This window comes from Desulfococcus multivorans (assembly GCF_001854245.1).
Lineage (GTDB): Bacteria > Desulfobacterota > Desulfobacteria > Desulfobacterales > Desulfococcaceae > Desulfococcus > Desulfococcus multivorans.
Genome location: NZ_CP015381.1, coordinates 2112972 through 2130753 on the forward strand (window position 1 = coordinate 2112972; position 17782 = coordinate 2130753).

Annotated in this window: 16 protein-coding genes; all 16 read left to right on the forward strand. The window is 58.7% G+C overall.

The window, feature by feature from the left end; all coding sequences use genetic code 11:
- The first annotated feature begins 7 nt into the window (after positions 1-7).
- The 16 genes from dmul_RS09235 (at position 8) to dmul_RS09310 (ending at position 17745) form a co-directional block, all read left to right on the forward strand.
- Positions 8-784, forward strand: coding sequence for an enoyl-CoA hydratase/isomerase family protein (locus dmul_RS09235; RefSeq protein WP_020878223.1), 777 nt, complete (start codon positions 8-10; stop codon positions 782-784).
- 13 nt (positions 785-797) lie between these two features.
- Positions 798-1469, forward strand: coding sequence for a tellurite resistance TerB family protein (locus dmul_RS09240; protein ID WP_020878224.1), 672 nt, complete (start codon positions 798-800; stop codon positions 1467-1469).
- A gap of 207 nt (positions 1470-1676) precedes the next feature.
- Positions 1677-3149 carry a lysine--tRNA ligase gene (lysS, locus tag dmul_RS09245; RefSeq protein ID WP_020878225.1) on the forward strand — a complete coding sequence of 491 codons (1473 nt, stop codon included), beginning with the start codon at positions 1677-1679 and terminating at the stop codon, positions 3147-3149.
- A gap of 57 nt (positions 3150-3206) precedes the next feature.
- Positions 3207-4445, forward strand: a complete 1239-nt coding sequence (locus tag dmul_RS09250; RefSeq protein ID WP_040416397.1) for a lipoprotein-releasing ABC transporter permease subunit — start codon at positions 3207-3209, stop codon at positions 4443-4445.
- Positions 4438-5166, forward strand: a complete 729-nt coding sequence (locus dmul_RS09255; RefSeq protein WP_020878227.1) for an ABC transporter ATP-binding protein — start codon at positions 4438-4440, stop codon at positions 5164-5166. Before dmul_RS09250 ends, dmul_RS09255 begins: the two co-directional genes overlap by 8 nt.
- A gap of 31 nt (positions 5167-5197) precedes the next feature.
- Positions 5198-7831, forward strand: coding sequence for an outer membrane protein assembly factor BamA (gene bamA / locus dmul_RS09260; RefSeq protein WP_020878228.1), 2634 nt, complete (start codon positions 5198-5200; stop codon positions 7829-7831).
- A 108-nt stretch (positions 7832-7939) separates the two neighbouring features.
- Entirely contained in the window at positions 7940-8449 is a 510-nt protein-coding gene (locus tag dmul_RS09265) for an OmpH/Skp family outer membrane protein (protein WP_020878229.1), read from the forward strand.
- Positions 8450-8463: 14 nt separating this feature from the next.
- The gene (gene lpxD / locus dmul_RS09270; protein ID WP_020878230.1) at positions 8464-9489 is read left to right on the forward strand and encodes a UDP-3-O-(3-hydroxymyristoyl)glucosamine N-acyltransferase; all 1026 of its coding nucleotides are present in this window, start codon (positions 8464-8466) and stop codon (positions 9487-9489) included.
- Complete coding sequence (gene fabZ, locus dmul_RS09275; RefSeq protein WP_020878231.1) at positions 9482-9928, forward strand: 3-hydroxyacyl-ACP dehydratase FabZ; 447 nt, start codon at positions 9482-9484, stop codon at positions 9926-9928. The genes lpxD and fabZ overlap by 8 nt, the downstream gene beginning before the upstream one ends.
- Complete coding sequence (lpxA, locus tag dmul_RS09280) at positions 9925-10695, forward strand: acyl-ACP--UDP-N-acetylglucosamine O-acyltransferase (protein ID WP_020878232.1); 771 nt, start codon at positions 9925-9927, stop codon at positions 10693-10695. Before fabZ ends, lpxA begins: the two co-directional genes overlap by 4 nt.
- Positions 10696-10741: 46 nt before the next feature.
- Positions 10742-11701 carry a Gfo/Idh/MocA family protein gene (locus dmul_RS09285; RefSeq protein WP_020878233.1) on the forward strand — a complete coding sequence of 320 codons (960 nt, stop codon included), beginning with the start codon at positions 10742-10744 and terminating at the stop codon, positions 11699-11701.
- Positions 11702-11703: 2 nt separating this feature from the next.
- Positions 11704-12891 (forward strand): lipid-A-disaccharide synthase, encoded by a 1188-nt coding sequence (gene lpxB, locus dmul_RS09290; protein WP_020878234.1) that lies wholly within the window; start codon positions 11704-11706, stop codon positions 12889-12891.
- Complete coding sequence (locus dmul_RS09295) at positions 12888-13562, forward strand: lysophospholipid acyltransferase family protein (protein ID WP_020878235.1); 675 nt, start codon at positions 12888-12890, stop codon at positions 13560-13562. The genes lpxB and dmul_RS09295 overlap by 4 nt, the downstream gene beginning before the upstream one ends.
- Positions 13555-15327, forward strand: coding sequence for an ABC transporter ATP-binding protein (locus dmul_RS09300; RefSeq protein ID WP_020878236.1), 1773 nt, complete (start codon positions 13555-13557; stop codon positions 15325-15327). Before dmul_RS09295 ends, dmul_RS09300 begins: the two co-directional genes overlap by 8 nt.
- Positions 15328-15344: 17 nt before the next feature.
- A complete protein-coding gene (lptG, locus tag dmul_RS09305; protein WP_020878237.1) occupies positions 15345-16442 on the forward strand; it encodes an LPS export ABC transporter permease LptG in 1098 nt (365 codons plus the stop codon).
- 4 nt (positions 16443-16446) lie between these two features.
- Complete coding sequence (locus dmul_RS09310; RefSeq protein ID WP_020878238.1) at positions 16447-17745, forward strand: 3-deoxy-D-manno-octulosonic acid transferase; 1299 nt, start codon at positions 16447-16449, stop codon at positions 17743-17745.
- Positions 17746-17782: the final 37 nt, after the last annotated feature.

Below are 17782 nucleotides of genomic sequence, written 5' to 3' on the forward strand. Positions count from 1 at the left end.
GGCACAAATGGCGTTTGAAACGGTTATCTTGAACAGAGACGGCGATATCGGCATGATTACCCTCAATCGACCGGAACAGTTCAATACATTCTCCTCTCAAATGGCACGGGAAATGAACGCGGCGCTGGCGGAACTGGACGCGGACGAGAGCATTCGGGTCGTCATCGTCAAAGGGGCCGGAAAGGTCTTTTCCACCGGCATCGACATCACGGAATATCCCGGTAAAACCGCAACGGAATACCACGAATGGATCTCCCTGATGGAGAAGATGCACGCCGTCATCGCCGGTATGAAAAAGCCGGTCATTGCCATGGCCCACAAGTACGCGGTGGCCAACGGGGCCGGCCTGGTGTTCGCCGCCGATTTCGCCGTCATTTCAGATGATACCCAGATCGGCACCACCGCCATCAACGTCGGCCTTCTCTGCACGGGCCCCATCATTCCCATCGCAGACCGGCTGGGGAAGAAAAAGACCATGGAGATGCTCCTCTCGGGGGACATGATCAACGCGCGGGAGGCTGAAGCCCTGGGCCTGGTCAACAAGGTCGTCCCGGCCGACAAGCTCGAGGAGGAGACCCTGGCGCTGGCGCGCAAGCTGGCCGACAAAAGCCCGACGGCCGTCCGCATGGGGAAGGAATTTTATTACAAGATGCAGGAAATGCCGTTTTCACGGCGGTTTACCTATAATGCCGAGCTGTTTGCCCGGCTCTGCACCACCGAGGATGCCCGGGAGGGGATCAGCGCTTTTCTTGAAAAGCGGAAGCCCGTCTGGAAGGGCAAGTGAGCGAGGTAAGACAATGAGAGATATCGTGACCCGGCTTAAAGAGGGATTGTCAACGGCAACGGAGGTCGCCAGACGCAAGGCGACCGAAACCAAGAACAAGATCGATCGGCGCTTGAACCAGGATCTTTTCGAGGCGGTGATTGCGGGCTCCGTGCTCATCATGAACACCGGCACGGTCGAAAAAGATGCAAAGGATCGTGCAAACGAGGAACACAAGCTGCTCATCAGCCTGGCGGAAAAGGGGATCACCAATTTTTTTACCCAGGAGGAGATCACCCAGACGCTGTCCAAATACCTCTCCGTTTACGAGACCGGCGGCTTCCTGGCCGGGTACGGCTATTGCGTTGCCGCCGTCGCACAGTTGAAAAAAGAGGCGGATATCCGCCTGTTGATCCGTTTCATGTACGACGTCAGCGCCGCGGACGGTTTTTCGGATCCGGCGGAGCGTCAGGCGATTGTGGATGTGGCCGGGTTTCTGGGCTTCGCGGGATATACCGCCGTGGAGCCGGAGCTGACGGGATATCTACCCTTCAAGGCATCTGATACGCCTCGCCGGGCCCAGGCCCCCATGCCGGAACCCCCATCCGCGCCGCCGCGTCTTCAGGGCTCGGCCGCCGAGACGGATGCCTCCCCGAAACCGCCGGAATCCAACAAGGACGACGGCATACCGGATTGGATGCGATAGGCGGACCTCACGGGGATCGACCCATCATCCCGGAGACCCGAGTCTCAACCGGGATGATGGCATCGCCCACCGGCCGGAACCCCGGTCGACACCGCAAGTTAAGGTTGACACCTCATTCTAAATGACATAGCATTCGCCGCTTGTATTCCAGCGTATTTTTCCCCACATGGGATTCAATTATCTATAGACGACAGGTAAATCGACGATATGGAAAAAAGTGATGTGTTACTGAAGCGGAAACAGAAGATTTCGGAACTGAAGGAAATGGGGGTCAATCTCTATCCCAATGATTTCAAGGTGTCCCATGAAGTCCTGGACATACGACGGCTTTCGGAGACCCAACCCGGGATTGCGGCCCGGGAAACCACGGTTTTTTCAGTGGCCGGGCGCATCATGGCCGTCAACCGCTTCGGAAAATCCGCCTTTATCCGGTTCAAGGACCAGAGTGGACAGCTTCAGGCCTATGTCCGGCAGGACAAGGTGGGGACCGATGGCTATACGCTGTTCAAACAGATGGACGTCGGTGATTTTGTCGGGCTGGTCGGTACCCTGTTTCAGACCAAGACCGGTGAATGGACCCTTCTGGCCTCCCAGGTGCGCCTCCTCAGCAAGGCGGTTCGCCCGCTGCCCGAAAAATTCCACGGCCTGAAAGATCCGGAAAAGCGGTATCGAAGACGATATGTCGATCTGATCATGAATCCCGAGGTTCGGGATATTTTCGTCAAACGAAGTCGGATCATCCAGGCCGTGCGCACCTTCCTTCTGGACCGGAACTATCTGGAGGTCGAGACCCCCATGATGCAGCCGATTCCCGGCGGTGCGGAAGCCGAACCGTTCGTTACCCATCACAATGCCCTCGGCATGGATCTCTATCTTCGCATTGCGCCGGAACTCTACCTCAAACGCCTGGTGGTGGGCGGTTTCGAGCGGGTATTTGAAATCAATCGCAATTTCAGGAACGAGGGCGTATCGACCCAGCACAATCCCGAATTCACCATGGTCGAATTCTATCAGGCTTACGCGACCTTCACCGACCTGATGGCGTTGACCGAGGAGATGTTCGCTGATGTGGCGGAAACGGTGACGGGCTCGACCCGGATCACCTACCAGGGGAGCGAGATCGATTTCGCAAAAGGGTGGCGTCGAATGACGCTTGCGGAATCCCTTGAAAAAATCGGCGGCGTGGCTCCCGACATCCTGAACGACAAGGAAAAACTTCTCGCCCTTGCCGCGGACAAAGGGATCAAAATGACCAAAACCGGCCGTCTCGGAAAGGTCATCACCAAGCTTTTCGACGCCCTCGTGGAGCCCGAGCTGATCCAGCCCACCTTCATCACCGGCTACCCGGTGGAGGTGTCGCCCCTTTCACGACGGAGTGATACCTCGCCGGAGTTGACCGAGCGATTCGAACTCTTTATCGCCGGGAGGGAAATCGCCAACGGCTTTTCGGAGCTCAATGACCCCGAAGATCAGAAAGAGCGATTTCTGCAGCAGGTGGCGGATCGTGATGCCGGCGACAAGGAGGCCCACTTCATGGATGAAGATTATATTGAAGCCCTGGAATACGGAATGCCGCCCACCGCCGGAGAAGGCATCGGGATCGACCGACTGGCTATGCTGTTGACCGATGCGGCATCCATCCGGGAGGTGATTCTTTTCCCCCACATGAAAACGAAATAGGGCGATTTGACCTTCGGCGGAATTTTCAGGACGGATCGGCCCGGACGGGGTCCGGTCATGGGATTTGAGCTGTTCATCGCCGGACGCTATCTCAGGGCCCGGCGGAAATATCGTTTCATCTCCCTGATCACCTTCCTTTCCGTTGCGGGCGTAACGGTGGGGGTCATGGCCCTGATCGTGGTGATCGCGGTGATGGCCGGTTTTGAGTCCGACCTGAAAAAAAGAATTCTCGGGATCGACCCCCATATCGTGCTGGAGCGATCCGACGGGCAGCTGACGGACTATCAGCGGCTCTGCGAACGTATGAAGGCGTTTGACGGTGTTACATCGGCAGCGCCGTTCATTACCACCCAGACCCTGTTGCGGTCGGGTGTCGGCATTGCCGGGTCCGTTGTCCGGGGGATCGATCCCAATGCCGTGGATGTCGTGATTCAGGGGATGGAAAACCTCGGTCTGACCGCGTTGAGGGACCTCGAGCGCGATGATGCCGGTTCTGATCCGGCCTTGCCGGGCATCGTTCTGGGTCATGAGCTCGCCCGATCCCTGGGGGTGATCGAACAAGACCAGCTTTACCTGATCTCTCCTCGGGGCATGGTGTCGCCCGTGGGGCACATGCCCGCCATGAAGCGGTTTCGGGTTGTCGGCATCTTCGAAACCGGCATGTACGAATATGACGGCTCCCTGGCGTTCATTCGTCTGGAAGACGCCCAGCAGATGCTTCGCATGGGCCGGACCGTCACCGGTATCGAGATGCGTGTCGACGATATCTACGATGCGGGAAAGATCGTGAAATCGATTCTGAAGGAGCTGGGCGCGTCCTACACCGCCAGGGACTGGATGGAGATGAACCGGAATTTTTTCTCCGCCCTCAAGCTGGAAAAGACCATGATGTTCATCCTCCTGACGCTGATCGTCCTGGTGGCGGCCTTCAATATTTCAAGCTCCCTGATCATGATGGTTATGGAAAAAACACGGGATATCGCTATCTTAAAGGCCATGGGCGCCACAAACGACGCCATTCGACGCATATTCGTATTCAAAGGCGTCGCCGTCGGGATTTTCGGGACCCTTCTCGGCGGGGGGCTGGGAACCCTCTTATGCCTTCTGCTCAAACGGTACGAATTCGTCAAACTGCCGTCGGACGTCTATTACATCACCACCCTGCCGGTTCAGCTGGAGTGGTCCATGGTCGTCCTGATCGGTTTGTCGACTTTGGCCATCTGCCTCCTGGCGACCTTGTATCCGGCGGGTCGGGCCGCCGGGCTGAACCCATCGGAGGCGCTGCGCCATGGTTGACGAAAACGCCAAAAGACACCCGTTCATCCACGAAACACCGTTGGTACAAGGCTGCAACATCCACAAAGGCTTCAATACGGACAACCGACGGATTGAAGTGCTGACGGGGTTGAATTTCATTCTCCAACAGGGAGAGACCGTGGCCGTCACCGGTCCTTCGGGGATAGGGAAGTCAACGCTGCTGCACATCCTGGGAACCCTGGACCGTCCCGATCACGGCACGCTGCTCTTTAACGGCGAGAACGTTTTCCGTTTCAATTCGGATCGACTGGCCGCCTTTCGAAACGCATCCATCGGTTTCGTGTTCCAGTTTCATCACCTTCTCGCTGAATTCAGCGCTCTCGAGAATGCCATGATGCCGCTTCTCATCAACGGTCGACCCAGGGGCGAGGCGGAGGAGACGGCAAGAAAACTGCTGGTGAGGGTCGGACTGGACAATCGCCTGACCCACCGGGTCAACCAGCTGTCCGGAGGAGAGCAGCAGCGGGTGGCTCTGGCAAGGGCACTGGTGTTGTCCCCCGCGCTGCTCCTGGCGGATGAACCCACCGGGAACCTGGACAAAAAAAACAGCGAACACGTCCATGAACTGCTCTATGAACTGAATCGGGAGTTGGGCATGACGCTGGTCGTCGTCACCCACAGCACCGCGCTTGCGGCCTATATGCGGCGGCGAGTGACGCTTTCGGAAGGGCGTCTGATGGAAGAGGGCAAACAGGAATGATTAACGTCTGGCAGGTTGAAAGGGACGTGACATGGTGAAACCGTTGAAGCTGTCGCTGTTGTTGATATTGTTGCTTTTCCCCGGCATGGCCTGGGCACTGGAAACCGTCCGCGTCGTGGTGCTGCCGTTCGAGATCAATGCCCGGGAGGGCCGGGAATATCTGCAAGAAAATCTTCCCGAGGTCATTGCGTCCTATCTCAAACAGGAAGGGGCCGAGATTGTGGCCGTCGGCGAAAAGACGGATACGGCTCGGCAGACGCTTGTCACCGACATCCCGGGGATTCGGCGTTTCGGCCGGGAAAGGAATGCCGAGCAGGTCATCTGGGGCAGCCTGACCCGTGTCGGAGAGCGCATCAGCATCGATGCCAAAATGGTGTCGGCGGTGGAGGATACCGAGCCGATGCTGTTTTTCACTGAAGGGCGGGGGGTGGAGAACCTTTCCGTCATGGTGAAAAAACTTGTCGGTGACATCAGCCTGAGACTCTTCAAGCGGGAGACGGTGGCTCGGATCGAGGTTGTCGGAAACGAGCGTATCGAAGAGGACGCCATCAAGAGAAACATCCGCACCCGCGAAGGGGAGGCGCTCGTTCCCGGCACCCTGTCGGAGGATTTGAAACGGGTTTACAACATGGGGTATTTCGATGATATCAAGATCAAATCCGAGGATGAGCCCCAGGGCAAGGCGATTATTTTCGAGGTCAAGGAAAAACCGACCATCAGGCGGGTGAGGATTACGGGGAACCGGATTTTCGACGACACGGACGTCTCGGAGGCGCTCAGCATCAAGCGGGGATCGATCCTTAACATGTACATGGTCAAGAGTAACATCAAGCGGATCGAATCCATGTACAAGGAGAAGAACTACCACAATGTCAAGGTCGATTATAACGTGCTGTCTCTGGAAAAGAACCAGGCCGATCTGGAATTCGTTGTGGAGGAAGGCGGGAAGGTCCGCATCAAGGAAATCAAGTTCATCGGTAATCAGGCCTATTCCGAATCGGACCTCAAAAAGGTGATGAAGACATCGGAAAAAGGGTTTTGGTCCTGGATCACCTCGTCCGGAGAATTGAGCAGTGAAAACCTCAAACAGGACGCTTCCCTGCTGACGTCGTTTTATCACAACAGCGGATATGTGGACGCCAAGGTCGGAAGCCCGGAGATCGTCTATGAGGGCGACTGGATCTACATTACGATAAAGATCGATGAAGGCTCCCGTTACAAGGTTGGAGACGTCTCGGCACGGGGGGATCTCATTTTGCCGGAAGAAGACCTGATGGCGTCCCTCAACATCCGAAAGGAGACCTATTACAGCCGCGAAGTGGTTCGGGGGGATGTCCTGCGACTGACGGATATTTATTCCGACGAGGGTTATGCCTATGCCGATATCGCACCCTTGATCCAGAAAGACGATCAGTCGCTTCTGGTGAACATTATCTACGAGATCAACCAGGGTGAGCAGGTGCGGTTCGAGAGGATCAACATCAGCGGCAACACCAAGACGCGGGACAAGGTCATCCGACGCCAACTGACGGTCAACGAGGACGGCCTCTACAGCGGTCGAAAGCTTAAACGGAGTATCACCAATCTGCATCGGCTGGATTACTTCGAGGACGTCAAGGTCAACACCCTCAAGGGCTCCGGCGAGGACAAGATGATCCTGGATCTCGAGGTCACCGAAAAACCGACCGGCACCTTCAGCTTCGGCGGCGGGTACAGCAGCACGGAAAACGTTTTTATCATGGGTTCCATTGCGCAGCGAAATCTGTTCGGTCGCGGCCAGACGCTCATGCTGAGGGGGGAGCTGGGGTCCCAGACGACTCGATATACCCTGAGCTTCACGGAGCCCTGGCTGTTTGATATTCCGCTGTCCGCGGGTTTCGATCTCTACAACTGGGACCGGGACTATGATACCTATGACAGGGAATCGGTCGGCGGGGCCGTTCGCTTCGGCTATCCCGTCTTCGACTACACGCGGGCCTACCTGAGCTATCGGTTCGACGTCAGCGAGATCGAGGATATCACCGAGGATGCATCCCGGGACGTGAAGGAGCTCAAGGGTGAAAACACCACCAGCTCGGTCCTGGCGACCCTCCGCTACGACTCCAGGGACCGGGTGTTCAATCCGACCCGCGGCGGTCTTCATGAGATCAGCCTCGAATACGCCGGACTGGGCGGCGATATCGGCTTTACCAAGGTCATCGGAGAGGTGGGGCAATACTTTCCCCTGTTCTGGGACACCGTCGGCCGCCTGCGGGGACGCGGCGGATATGTGACCAAGTCGTCGGGCATGCTTCTGCCCGACTACGAGAAATTCTATCTGGGGGGCATCGATACCATTCGCGGTTATGGATGGCGGGATATCGCTCTGTTTGACGAGGACGGCGCGGAGATCGGCGGCGAGAAATTCGTTCAGTTCAACGCCGAATACATTTTTCCGTTGATCGAAAAGGCCGGCATGGTCGGGGTGGTGTTCTACGACGCCGGCAACGTATACGCGCACTCGGACACCGTCGATTTCGGGGATCTGCGCCAGAGCGTCGGCGGCGGGATCCGCTGGTATTCACCCATGGGACCCATTCGAATCGAATACGGCTACCGGCTCGATCCCATTGAAGGCGACAGCAAAGGCGGAAAATGGGAATTCGCCATGGGAAGCGCGTTTTAGCCTTGTCTGAAAATCGGAACGGATGTGCGTCACGGGATGACGTGCAACAACAATAACAACATGGAGACGTCACCCTTCGGTGGCGGCTGAAGAGCGTGGGAGGTTGTTTTGAAAGTCTATCGAATCGCAGGTGTGATGGTACTCATCACCGCATTGCTGGCAACCGGGGCAATCGCCGCCGATCTCAAGATCGGCGTCATCGATTTTCAACGGGTTCTCAGGGAGTCGAACGGCGGTAAAGCCGCAAAAGCGGAGATTGAGAGAAGAGGAAAATCCCTGGAATCGTCCCTGATGAAAAAGGGCAAGGAACTGGAGGCGGAAAAGGAAAAGCTGGAAGCCGAGGCCATGGTGATGAAACCCGAAGCCCGGGAAAACAAGGCCCGGGATTTCAAGATCAAGGTCATGGATTTTCAGGCCCTCCAGAAAAAATCCGCCGATGACTTCAAACAGTATGAGGTCGATGTGATCCGCCGGGTGCAGAAAGAGGTATTCGGTTTGGTGGAAAACATCGGGAAGAAGGGGAATTACACCCTGATCCTTGAAAAAGGCGCGGCGCTTTATCACCCGAACAGCATCGACATCACCGATCAGTTGATCAAGATGTACGACAAAAAATAGCGGGGCGAGCCCATATGAAACAGACCCTTGCGCAGATTGCCCGGCATGTCGGCGGAGAGGTTCGAGGGAACCCGGAGCTGGAAATCACCGGTGCGGCGCCGTTCGATCAGGCTGCGGAGACAGACATCACGTTGGCTGCGCGCCCGAAATTTCTGAAACGCATCGGCGAAACCCGGGCCGGCGCCGTCATCGTTCCCCTCGATTTTCAGGACAGCTCGCGCACGGTGCTGGCGGCGGCCAACCCAGCGGTGGCCTTCGCCAAAGCCATCGCGCTCCTCTTCCCCGCGCCCGGGCCCAAAGACGATATCAGCTCAGGAGCCCACGTTGGAAAAGACGTCCGGATGGGCCTTCGGGTCTCCATCGGACCATCGGCTGTGATCGGCGATCGGGTTCGCATCGGCGATCGGGTTCGGATTCATCCGGGGGTGGTCATCGAGTCGGACGTCATCGTGGGGGATGACGTCGAGGTCTATCCGAATGTCACGATCCGTTCACGGTGTCGCATCGGCAACCGGGTCGTCATTCACCCGGGGACCGTCATCGGCGGCGACGGATTCGGTTTTTCGCCCGACGGAAAACACTACCACAAAATTCCGCACACCGGCATCGTTCAGATTGACGACGACGTCGAGATCGGGGCCTTGAACGCCATCGACCGGGCCACTTTCGGCAGAACGTGGATTCAACGGGGCGTCAAGACCGACAACCTGGTGCACGTGGCCCACAACGTCACCGTCGGGGAGGACACGTTGCTGGTGGCCCAGGTGGGCATCGCCGGCAGCGCCGTCATCGGCAGGCATGCCGTTCTCGCCGGCCAGGCAGGCATCACCGGACATATCACCATCGGAGACAATGCCGTCGTGGGTCCCCAGGCCGGCGTCGGCAGGCCCGTACCCGACGGCGAGGTGGTGTCGGGGTCTCCGGAAATGCCCCACAAGCTGTGGCTCAGGGTCCAGCGCATCATTCCCGGACTGCCCGAATTGAAAAAGAAGCTGTCCGAACTGGAAAAACGGCTGAAAAAGGTTGAGGAAAATGGATAGCGTATACAGCGTCACGGACATCATGAAATTCCTCCCCCACCGGTACCCCTTCATCCTGGTGGACAGGATTCTCGAACTCGAACCGGGCAAACGCGTCAAAGCCCTGAAAAACGTCACCATCAACGAGCCCTTTTTTCAGGGACATTTTCCTCGGAACCCGATCATGCCGGGGGTGCTGATCCTCGAGGCGATGGCACAGGCCGGCGGCGTCCTGGTCATTGAATCGCTTCCGCCGGAAAAGCACGGATCCCTCGTCTATTTCATGGGCATCGACAAGGCCCGCTTCAGACAGCCCGTCGTTCCCGGCGATCAGTTGATCTTCGACATCGAGATCATCAAATCCCGCGGCAGGGCGGCAAAACTGGCGGGTGTTGCGAGCGTCGACGGAAAGCGGGTCGCGGAAGCCGAGGTCATGGCGACCATTGGAGAACAGTCATGATACATCCCACAGCTATTATCGATCCCAGGGCCGAAATCGATTCAAACGTCAAGATCGGACCGTATTCCATCATTCGCGAGCATGTCGTGATCGGCTCGGGCACGGAAATCGGCCCGCATGTGGCCGTCGACCCCTACACGACCATCGGCCCCGATTGCCGGATCTTTCAATTCGCCTCCATCGGCGCGACGCCCCAGGCGATCAAGTTCGAAGGTGAAAAGACCTTTGTGAAGATCGGAAGAGGCACCATTATCCGGGAGTTCGTCACCATCAACCGGGGAACGGGATTCGGCGGCGGCGTTACCGAGGTGGGTGAAGAGAATTTTCTGATGGCCTATTGCCACATCGCACACGATTGCAAGACGGGAAAACAGGTCATTCTGGCCAACAGCGCGACACTGGCCGGCCACATCACCATCGAAGACTTTGTGACGGTGGGGGGCCTGGTGGCCATCCATCAGTTCGTGAGAATCGGAAAATACGCCTACGTCGGCGGCAAGTCGGCAGTGGTGAAAGACATCCCGCCCTATGTGATTGCGGCCGGCGACCGGGCCACGCTTCACGGCCTCAACAAGGTGGGCCTGAAACGGCGGGGCATGAGCGAGGAGACCCTCTCCGCATTGAAGAAAGCCTACAGGATTCTGTTTCGCTTCGGACTGACGATGAACGAAGCCATGGAGCGGGTGAAAGCCGAGATCGACCCGACTCCGGAAGTGGCGCATCTCATAGAATTCATAGAGTCCTCCACACGCGGCATCACGCGGTGAGGGGGAGAGCCTTCAGCCTCCTCAATAAATCCGTGATAGGGTGAATATGGAAAAGCTTCGGGTCGGTGTGATCGGGATCGGATACATCGGGAAATTTCATGCTGAAAAATATGCCAACATGGCGGATGTCGCCTTGGTGGGGATTGTCGATCCGGACCGATCGCGGGCGGACACCGTTGCGGCGGCCCTTCACACCGATGCCTATGCCGACTACCGCGATCTCGGCGGGAAGGTGGATGCGGTCAGCATCGCGGCGCCGACACCCCTGCATTTCGAGATCAGCCGGTATTTTCTGGAACAGGGGGTCGACGTTCTCATCGAAAAACCCATGACGACGACCCTCGAGGAGGCGGACATCCTGATCGGGATTGCCGAAGCCGGGGACCTCATCATTCAGGTCGGCCAGCTGGAGCGGTTCAACTCCGCCGTGGGGGCTCTGAAAGACGTGGTCGAAAAACCCATGTTCATCGAATCCCACCGGCTCAGTATTTTCAAGAGCCGGTGCACGGATGTCAGCGTGGTGCTGGACCTCATGATTCACGACATCGACATTATTCTCAATCTGGTCAAGTCCGAGGTCAAAAGTATTCACGCCGCCGGCATTCCCGCGGTTTCCGACCATGTGGACATCGCCAACGCCCGCCTCGAATTCGAGACCGGATGCGTTGCCAACGTCACGGCGAGCCGCATATCCATTAAAAACGAACGCAAGATCCGCCTTTTTCAGAAAAATGCCTATATCTCCGTCGATTTCGCCAGGCATGAAATCACCATTATACGCAAGGACGGGAGCCAGGAAGGCGGCATTATCCCCGGCATGGCCATCGAGCAGCGCTGCTTCACCCGGGGGGATGCCCTGGACGATGAATTGAAGGCCTTTGTCCGATCGGTCCGATCCCGGGAAGTCCCCGAGGTCACGGGACAGATGGGAAGGGATGCCCTACGGGTGGCCTTGAGCGTCATGGACCAGATCCAGGCGGCCAACCGCAGGTTCCTGGAACGGTAGTCATGACGAACGGACACCGTCCCAATACCGTCGTGATCGTTGCCGGGGAAGCCTCCGGCGACGCCCACGGGGCCAAGCTGGTTCAGGCCGTGGCGGAAAAGGCCCCCTGGATATCCTTCGTGGGCATCGGCGGCGAGCGGATGGCGTCGGCCGGCGTCGACGTCCGGGTCGATGCATCGGCCCTGTCGGTGGTGGGCCTCACCGAAGTGCTCTCGAAGGCGGGAAATATCCTGAGCGCCATGTCCGCCGCCAAGCGGCTGCTGCGACAGGATCCGGGGCTGATGATCCTGATCGATTACCCTGATTTCAATCTTCACCTGGCGCGTTATGCCAAAAAACGGGGCATCCCCGTGCTCTATTACGTCAGTCCTCAGATATGGGCATGGCGATCGGGCCGGGTTCACAAGATCGGCCGGAGGATCGACCACATGGCCGTGATCCTCCCTTTTGAGGCAGCCTTCTATCGCCGTCACCGCATTCCTGCAACCTTTGTGGGACACCCGCTCCTGGACGAAACCCCGGACGGAGAAGCCGCTGTTCCCGAGGCGTCATCCAATGAAGAATATGCCCGTCTCCTGACGCTTCCTCCGGTCATCGGGCTGTTGCCCGGCTCCCGTGAGGGCGAGGTCGACCGCCTCCTGCCGGTGATGCTGGATGCCGCCGAAATCCTGACCCGGCGCCGGCCCGGGATTCGATTCCTGGTCTCCCGATCGTCATCCGTCAGCCCCCGGCGGCTGTCGGCCGTCATGTCAGCCAGGCGGCCGGCGGCGGAGCTCGAGGTGGTATCGGACGGCCTTTCGGACCTTTACCGCCGATCGACGTTCGTGGTGGCCGTGTCCGGAACCGTCACCCTCGAGACGGCCATCGCCGGCATCCCCATGGCGGTCATCTACAAGGTGTCGCCGCTCAGCTATCGCCTCGGCAGAGCCCTGATCCGGGTCAGACACATCAGCCTCGTCAACCTCATCGCAGGGCATGACCTGGTTCCCGAACTCGTTCAGGACGACGCATCGCCCGAAGGCATCGCGGATACGGTGGCCGATATGCTTTCGGATCCGGAAAGGCTTCTGGAAACACGGCGTGCGCTTCTGGACCTGAAACGGCGCCTGGGGGGCTCCGGTGCCTCGCGTCGAACCGCGGAAATCGCCCTCGATCTTCTTTCGGCCGGAAATCCGGGGGACGAGGCATGATGACAGAACGCCAATGGCAGTGGGTGGGGCTGTTGGGATCCTGGATCATTCGCCTTATTTTTTCGACGGCTCGCATTCGCTGCGAGGGCCCTCCGCTGGAGCGGCTCAGGATGTTGAACAGGCGAGGGCAATTTATCGCCGCAATATGGCATTCCCGCATTCTGATCTTCAGTCATCTTTACAGAGGATGGAAGGCCTCGATCCTCGTGAGCCGTTCCGATGACGGCGAAATTATCGCCCGCATCCTGCAGCGACAGGGATTCGAGACGGTCAGAGGCTCCACGAACAAAGGCGGGCGACAGGCTCTGGCCCTGCTCATCCGGAAAATCAGGGAAGGGGGATCGGCGGTCATGATTCCCGACGGCCCCCAGGGACCCCGATGCCGGGTGCAGCCCGGCATCATCCTTCTGGCCCAGAAGACGGGCGTGCCGATATATCCCATGTCCTACAGCGCCAGACATGCAAAAATCTTCTCGAGTTGGGACCGGTTTATGCTGCCCCGCCCCTTCACCGAGTGCTGCGTTGTATACGGCGATCCGATCCGGGTTCCCGCCGATGCCGACGAAAACGTAAGAGCGGATTACCGACGCCGGCTCGAGGACGCGCTTTGCGCGATTACCCTGAAGGCGGACCGATACTTCGGCCGCGTCACGGACGGATGCCATGATTAGATTCGAGTTGAGACAACGGCATAAAACACTCCTCGGCATGATCCGGGATAATTGGCTGAAGCTTGCCGCGGCCATGGGGTGCATGCTGGTCATCGCCCTGACCACATCGGCCACCGCCTTTCTGGTCAAACCGGTGCTGGACGACATTTTTTTCAGCCGCGATCAGCAGATGCTGATGCTGATCCCCATGGCGGTGGCGGCCATCTATTTTCTCAGGGGCGTCGGCACCTACGGCCAGGACTACCTGATGAACTATGCGGGTGAAAGCGTCATTCGCCGGCTCAGAAACGCCCTTTACAACCGGATCCAGGATCTGCCGCTTTCTTTTTTTCAGGAGGAGAAGACCGGCGTCCTGATGTCCCGCATCACCAACGACGTCAATATCATCAAGGAGATGGTCTCCACGTCGGTCACGAGTCTCCTTCGAGACATCTTCACCATTATCGGACTGACGGCGGTGATCTTTTACCGGGACTGGAAGATGGCCGTCTTTGCCTTTCTGGTCCTGCCGGTCGCCTTTTATCCCATCATCGTGCTGGGGCGGCGCATGCGGCGGGTGAGCACGGGCTGTCAGCAGGCCATGGCGGAGATGAGCGCCTTTCTGCACGAAACCTTTTCCGGGAACAAGATCGTCAAGGCTTTTGGTATGGAATCCTACGAAAAACGACGATTTGCCGAAAAAACTCAAAAACTGTTCCGGTTGGAGATGAAGGCCGTTGTCGTCAACGCGATCTCTTCACCGGTGATGGAGTTTCTGGCCGGCATCGGCATCGCCTTTATCATCTGGTACGGCGGATCCCGGGTGGTGGCGGGCACCTCGACCCCCGGCACCTTTTTTTCCTTCATGGCGGCGGTGCTCATGCTCTATGATCCGGTCAAGAAGTTGAGCAAGCTCAACAACAAGGTGCAACAAGGGCTGGCGGCCACCGACCGCGTCTTCGACATCATTGAACGGGAATCGGAGATCCGGGAGCCCGAACACCCGGTGATGCTCAAGCCGACCCTGCAGCAGATCGTCTTCGACGGGGTCGGCCTTTCCTACAACGGCGGGGAAACCGCGGCGCTTCAGGGGATCGACCTCAGGGTCAACGCCGGCGAGATTCTTGCCCTTGTCGGTATGAGCGGCGGCGGGAAGACCTCCCTCGTCAACCTGATTCCACGGTTCTATGACGTCACGGAGGGCCGGATCCTCATCGACGACACGGATATTCGTCGGTTCTCCGTCGCCTCCCTCCGAAAACAGATCGCCATCGTGACCCAGGACACTATTCTTTTTGATGACACGGTCCGGAACAATATCGCTTACGGAAAACCCGACGCGCCCATGTCGGACGTGATCGCGGCGGCCAGGGCCGCCTACGCCTTCGATTTCATCGAAAGCTTTCCCCATAGATTCGACACCCGGATCGGGGAGTTGGGAAACCGTCTTTCCGGGGGGGAAAAACAACGTCTCTGCATTGCCAGGGCCCTCTTGAAGGATGCGCCGATCCTGATCCTGGACGAAGCGACTTCGGCCCTGGACACGGAATCGGAGATGCTTGTCCAGAGGGCGCTCGAGAATCTCATGCGGGGACGGACGACTTTCGTCATCGCGCATCGCCTGTCCACCATCAGTTATGCCGACCGCATCGTCGTACTGGTCGGCGGAAGGATAGTGGAGGAGGGGACCCATGACGAACTCATGGGCTGCTGCGGCGAATATCACAAGCTCCATACGATGCAGTTCAAACCCGCCGAAAAAAGCGTCGACGACGGCCCGGGTTGAGTTTGCGGAAAGATTCCGTGCCTATTCTCTACAGATACGTCATCCATCAGATTCTGCGATATGCGGCCGTGATCCTGGTCATTGTCGTGGGCATCTATCTTGTGGTGGATTTTTTCGAGCGCATCGACAATTTCATAGAGGCCGGGCTTCCCGTGTCCCGGACCCTGGTTTATCTGGCGTACAAGATCCCGACGATCATTGCCCAGATTCTGCCGGTGGCGCTTCTTCTGGCCGTCATGGTCACCCTCGGGTTGATGGGCAAGCACAACGAGGTGGTGGCCCTTAAAAGCGGCGGCATCAGTTATCACCGTCTCGTCAGACCCCTCGTGGGTGTCGGCGTTCTTTTCAGCCTTCTCCTTTTCATCACCGCCGAGGTTTTCGTCCCGGTGACCGCAGCCAAGTCCAACGCCATCTGGTGGGAGGAGGTGAAACAGCGGTCGGCGGTGCTTTCCCGGGAAAAAAACATCTGGCTGAAGGACGATCAACGGATCGCCCACATCAAGTTTTACGATCGCGACGCAGGGACGGCGCACGGGATCACCGTATACGTCTTCGATGAGGCGTTTCGCATGGTCCGGCGCATTGACGCCGCAACGGCGGTCTATGAACCTTCCCATGCCCGGGGAATCGGTCATTGGCAGCTTTTCGAGCTGATGGAGCAGGTGCTCGATCCGGCTTCCGGGCAGTACTGGGTCTCTTCCGAAGACGGACCCCTTGGGTTCAGCCTCGGCATCACCCCTGAAAATCTCGAGACGGTGGTCAAAAAATCCGAAGAGATGAGCCTTCCGGAACTCCGCGCATACATCCGACGAATTGAATCCGAAGGATATGACGCCACCCGCTACCGGGTCGATTTATACGCAAAGACGGCCTTTCCCTTTGTCTGCGTCATCCTGAGTCTTGTGAGCGCAGGCATCGCCGGCCGTCGGAATGTCCGGGACGGGCTTCCTGTCGGTATTACCTACGGCATCGGCATCGCCTTCCTCTACTGGATATTTTACAGTTTCTGCATCTCCATCGGGTACGGCGGCATGATTCCCCCGGCAGTGGCGGCCTGGACCGCCAATTTTTTGTTTTTATGCCTTGCCGTCTTCGTCCTCATGAGTGTGGCGTGAGGCCATGATCCGGGAACCTTCAGGCATCCGGGCGGCGTTTTGGGCATACGACCGCCTCTGGGGAATGCTTGCGCCGCTGATGCGGCTGCATCCCCGCCTGGCGGAGGGGTTCAGGGAGCGCATCGGCGCATCGATGCCCCAGCCCGCAAGCCTGTGGATCCAGGCGGCCTCCGTGGGGGAGGCCTACCTCGCCCGGGAACTCATGAAGCGCCTGGACCCCGGCCCCGGTCCCGGTCCGTTGAGGGTTCTGCTCACCGCCAACACCCGTCAGGGACTGGAGATCCACCGGGGGACCCGTTGCCTGACGTCCGCCGTCTCGAACCACCGTGTCCGGATCGGGTACTTTCCGTTCGATCGACCGGCCGTCATGAGGCGGATCGTCGCCCGCATTCGACCGAAGGTCACGGTGTTCCTCGAGACGGAAATCTGGCCCGGCCTGCTGCGGGAACTCCGGCGATCCGGATCTCGAACGATGGTCGTCAACGGCAGAATGTCATCCCGCGGTTTTCGTCGGTACCGGCTCTGGCCCGCGTTGTGGCGGCATGTTGCGCCTGACGAGGTCATGGCGGTTTCCGAAGCGGATGCCGATCGTTTCCGGCAATTGTTTCCCGGCGCCGACATCGGGGTGATGTCCAACATCAAGTTCGATCGGCTCGACACGCCGGCGCCTGATGCCGCCGTGAGGGAGCGCCCCCCGGTGTTCTCGCCGCCGGATGCGCCCTTCGTGATTCTCGGATCCGTGCGGAGGCAGGAAGAGGACGCCGTCGCCGCCGTCATCGGCAGGATTCTTTCAGGACCCCACCGACCCGTCATCGGGCTGTTTCCGCGACACCTCCACCGTGTCGGGCCGTGGCGGGCGCGGTTGAACCGAATGGGCGTTCCCTGGGTGCTCCGCTCCGATACCGGCAGACACGCTCCGGAGACGACATCGGGGGGGACGGTCGTGCTGTGGGATGTCATCGGAGAGTTGTCGGCGGCCTATGGATACGCCCACACGGCCTTTGTCGGAGGGAGCCTCGCTCCGCTGGGGGGTCAGAATTTTATCGAAGCGATCCGTTCCGGCGTCATCCCCGTCATCGGCCCTTCATGGGAGGATTTCAGATGGGTGGGGGAGGAGATTTTTGAGCGCGGCCTGGCCCGTATCGCAGCGGATTGGCGTGCGGCGGCCGATCTGTTGGTCCGGGATCTGGATGAGCCCCCCTGCCGGAGCCGGGTGCTCGAGGCGGCGGAGGACTATTTTTCGAGCCGAAAGGGAGGGGCCGAAGCGGCGTGCCGCCGCATTGCCGCCGGTCTGAATGCGTGAGAACACGCCCGTTCGCGGTTTGGCCGGGAAAGCGGCG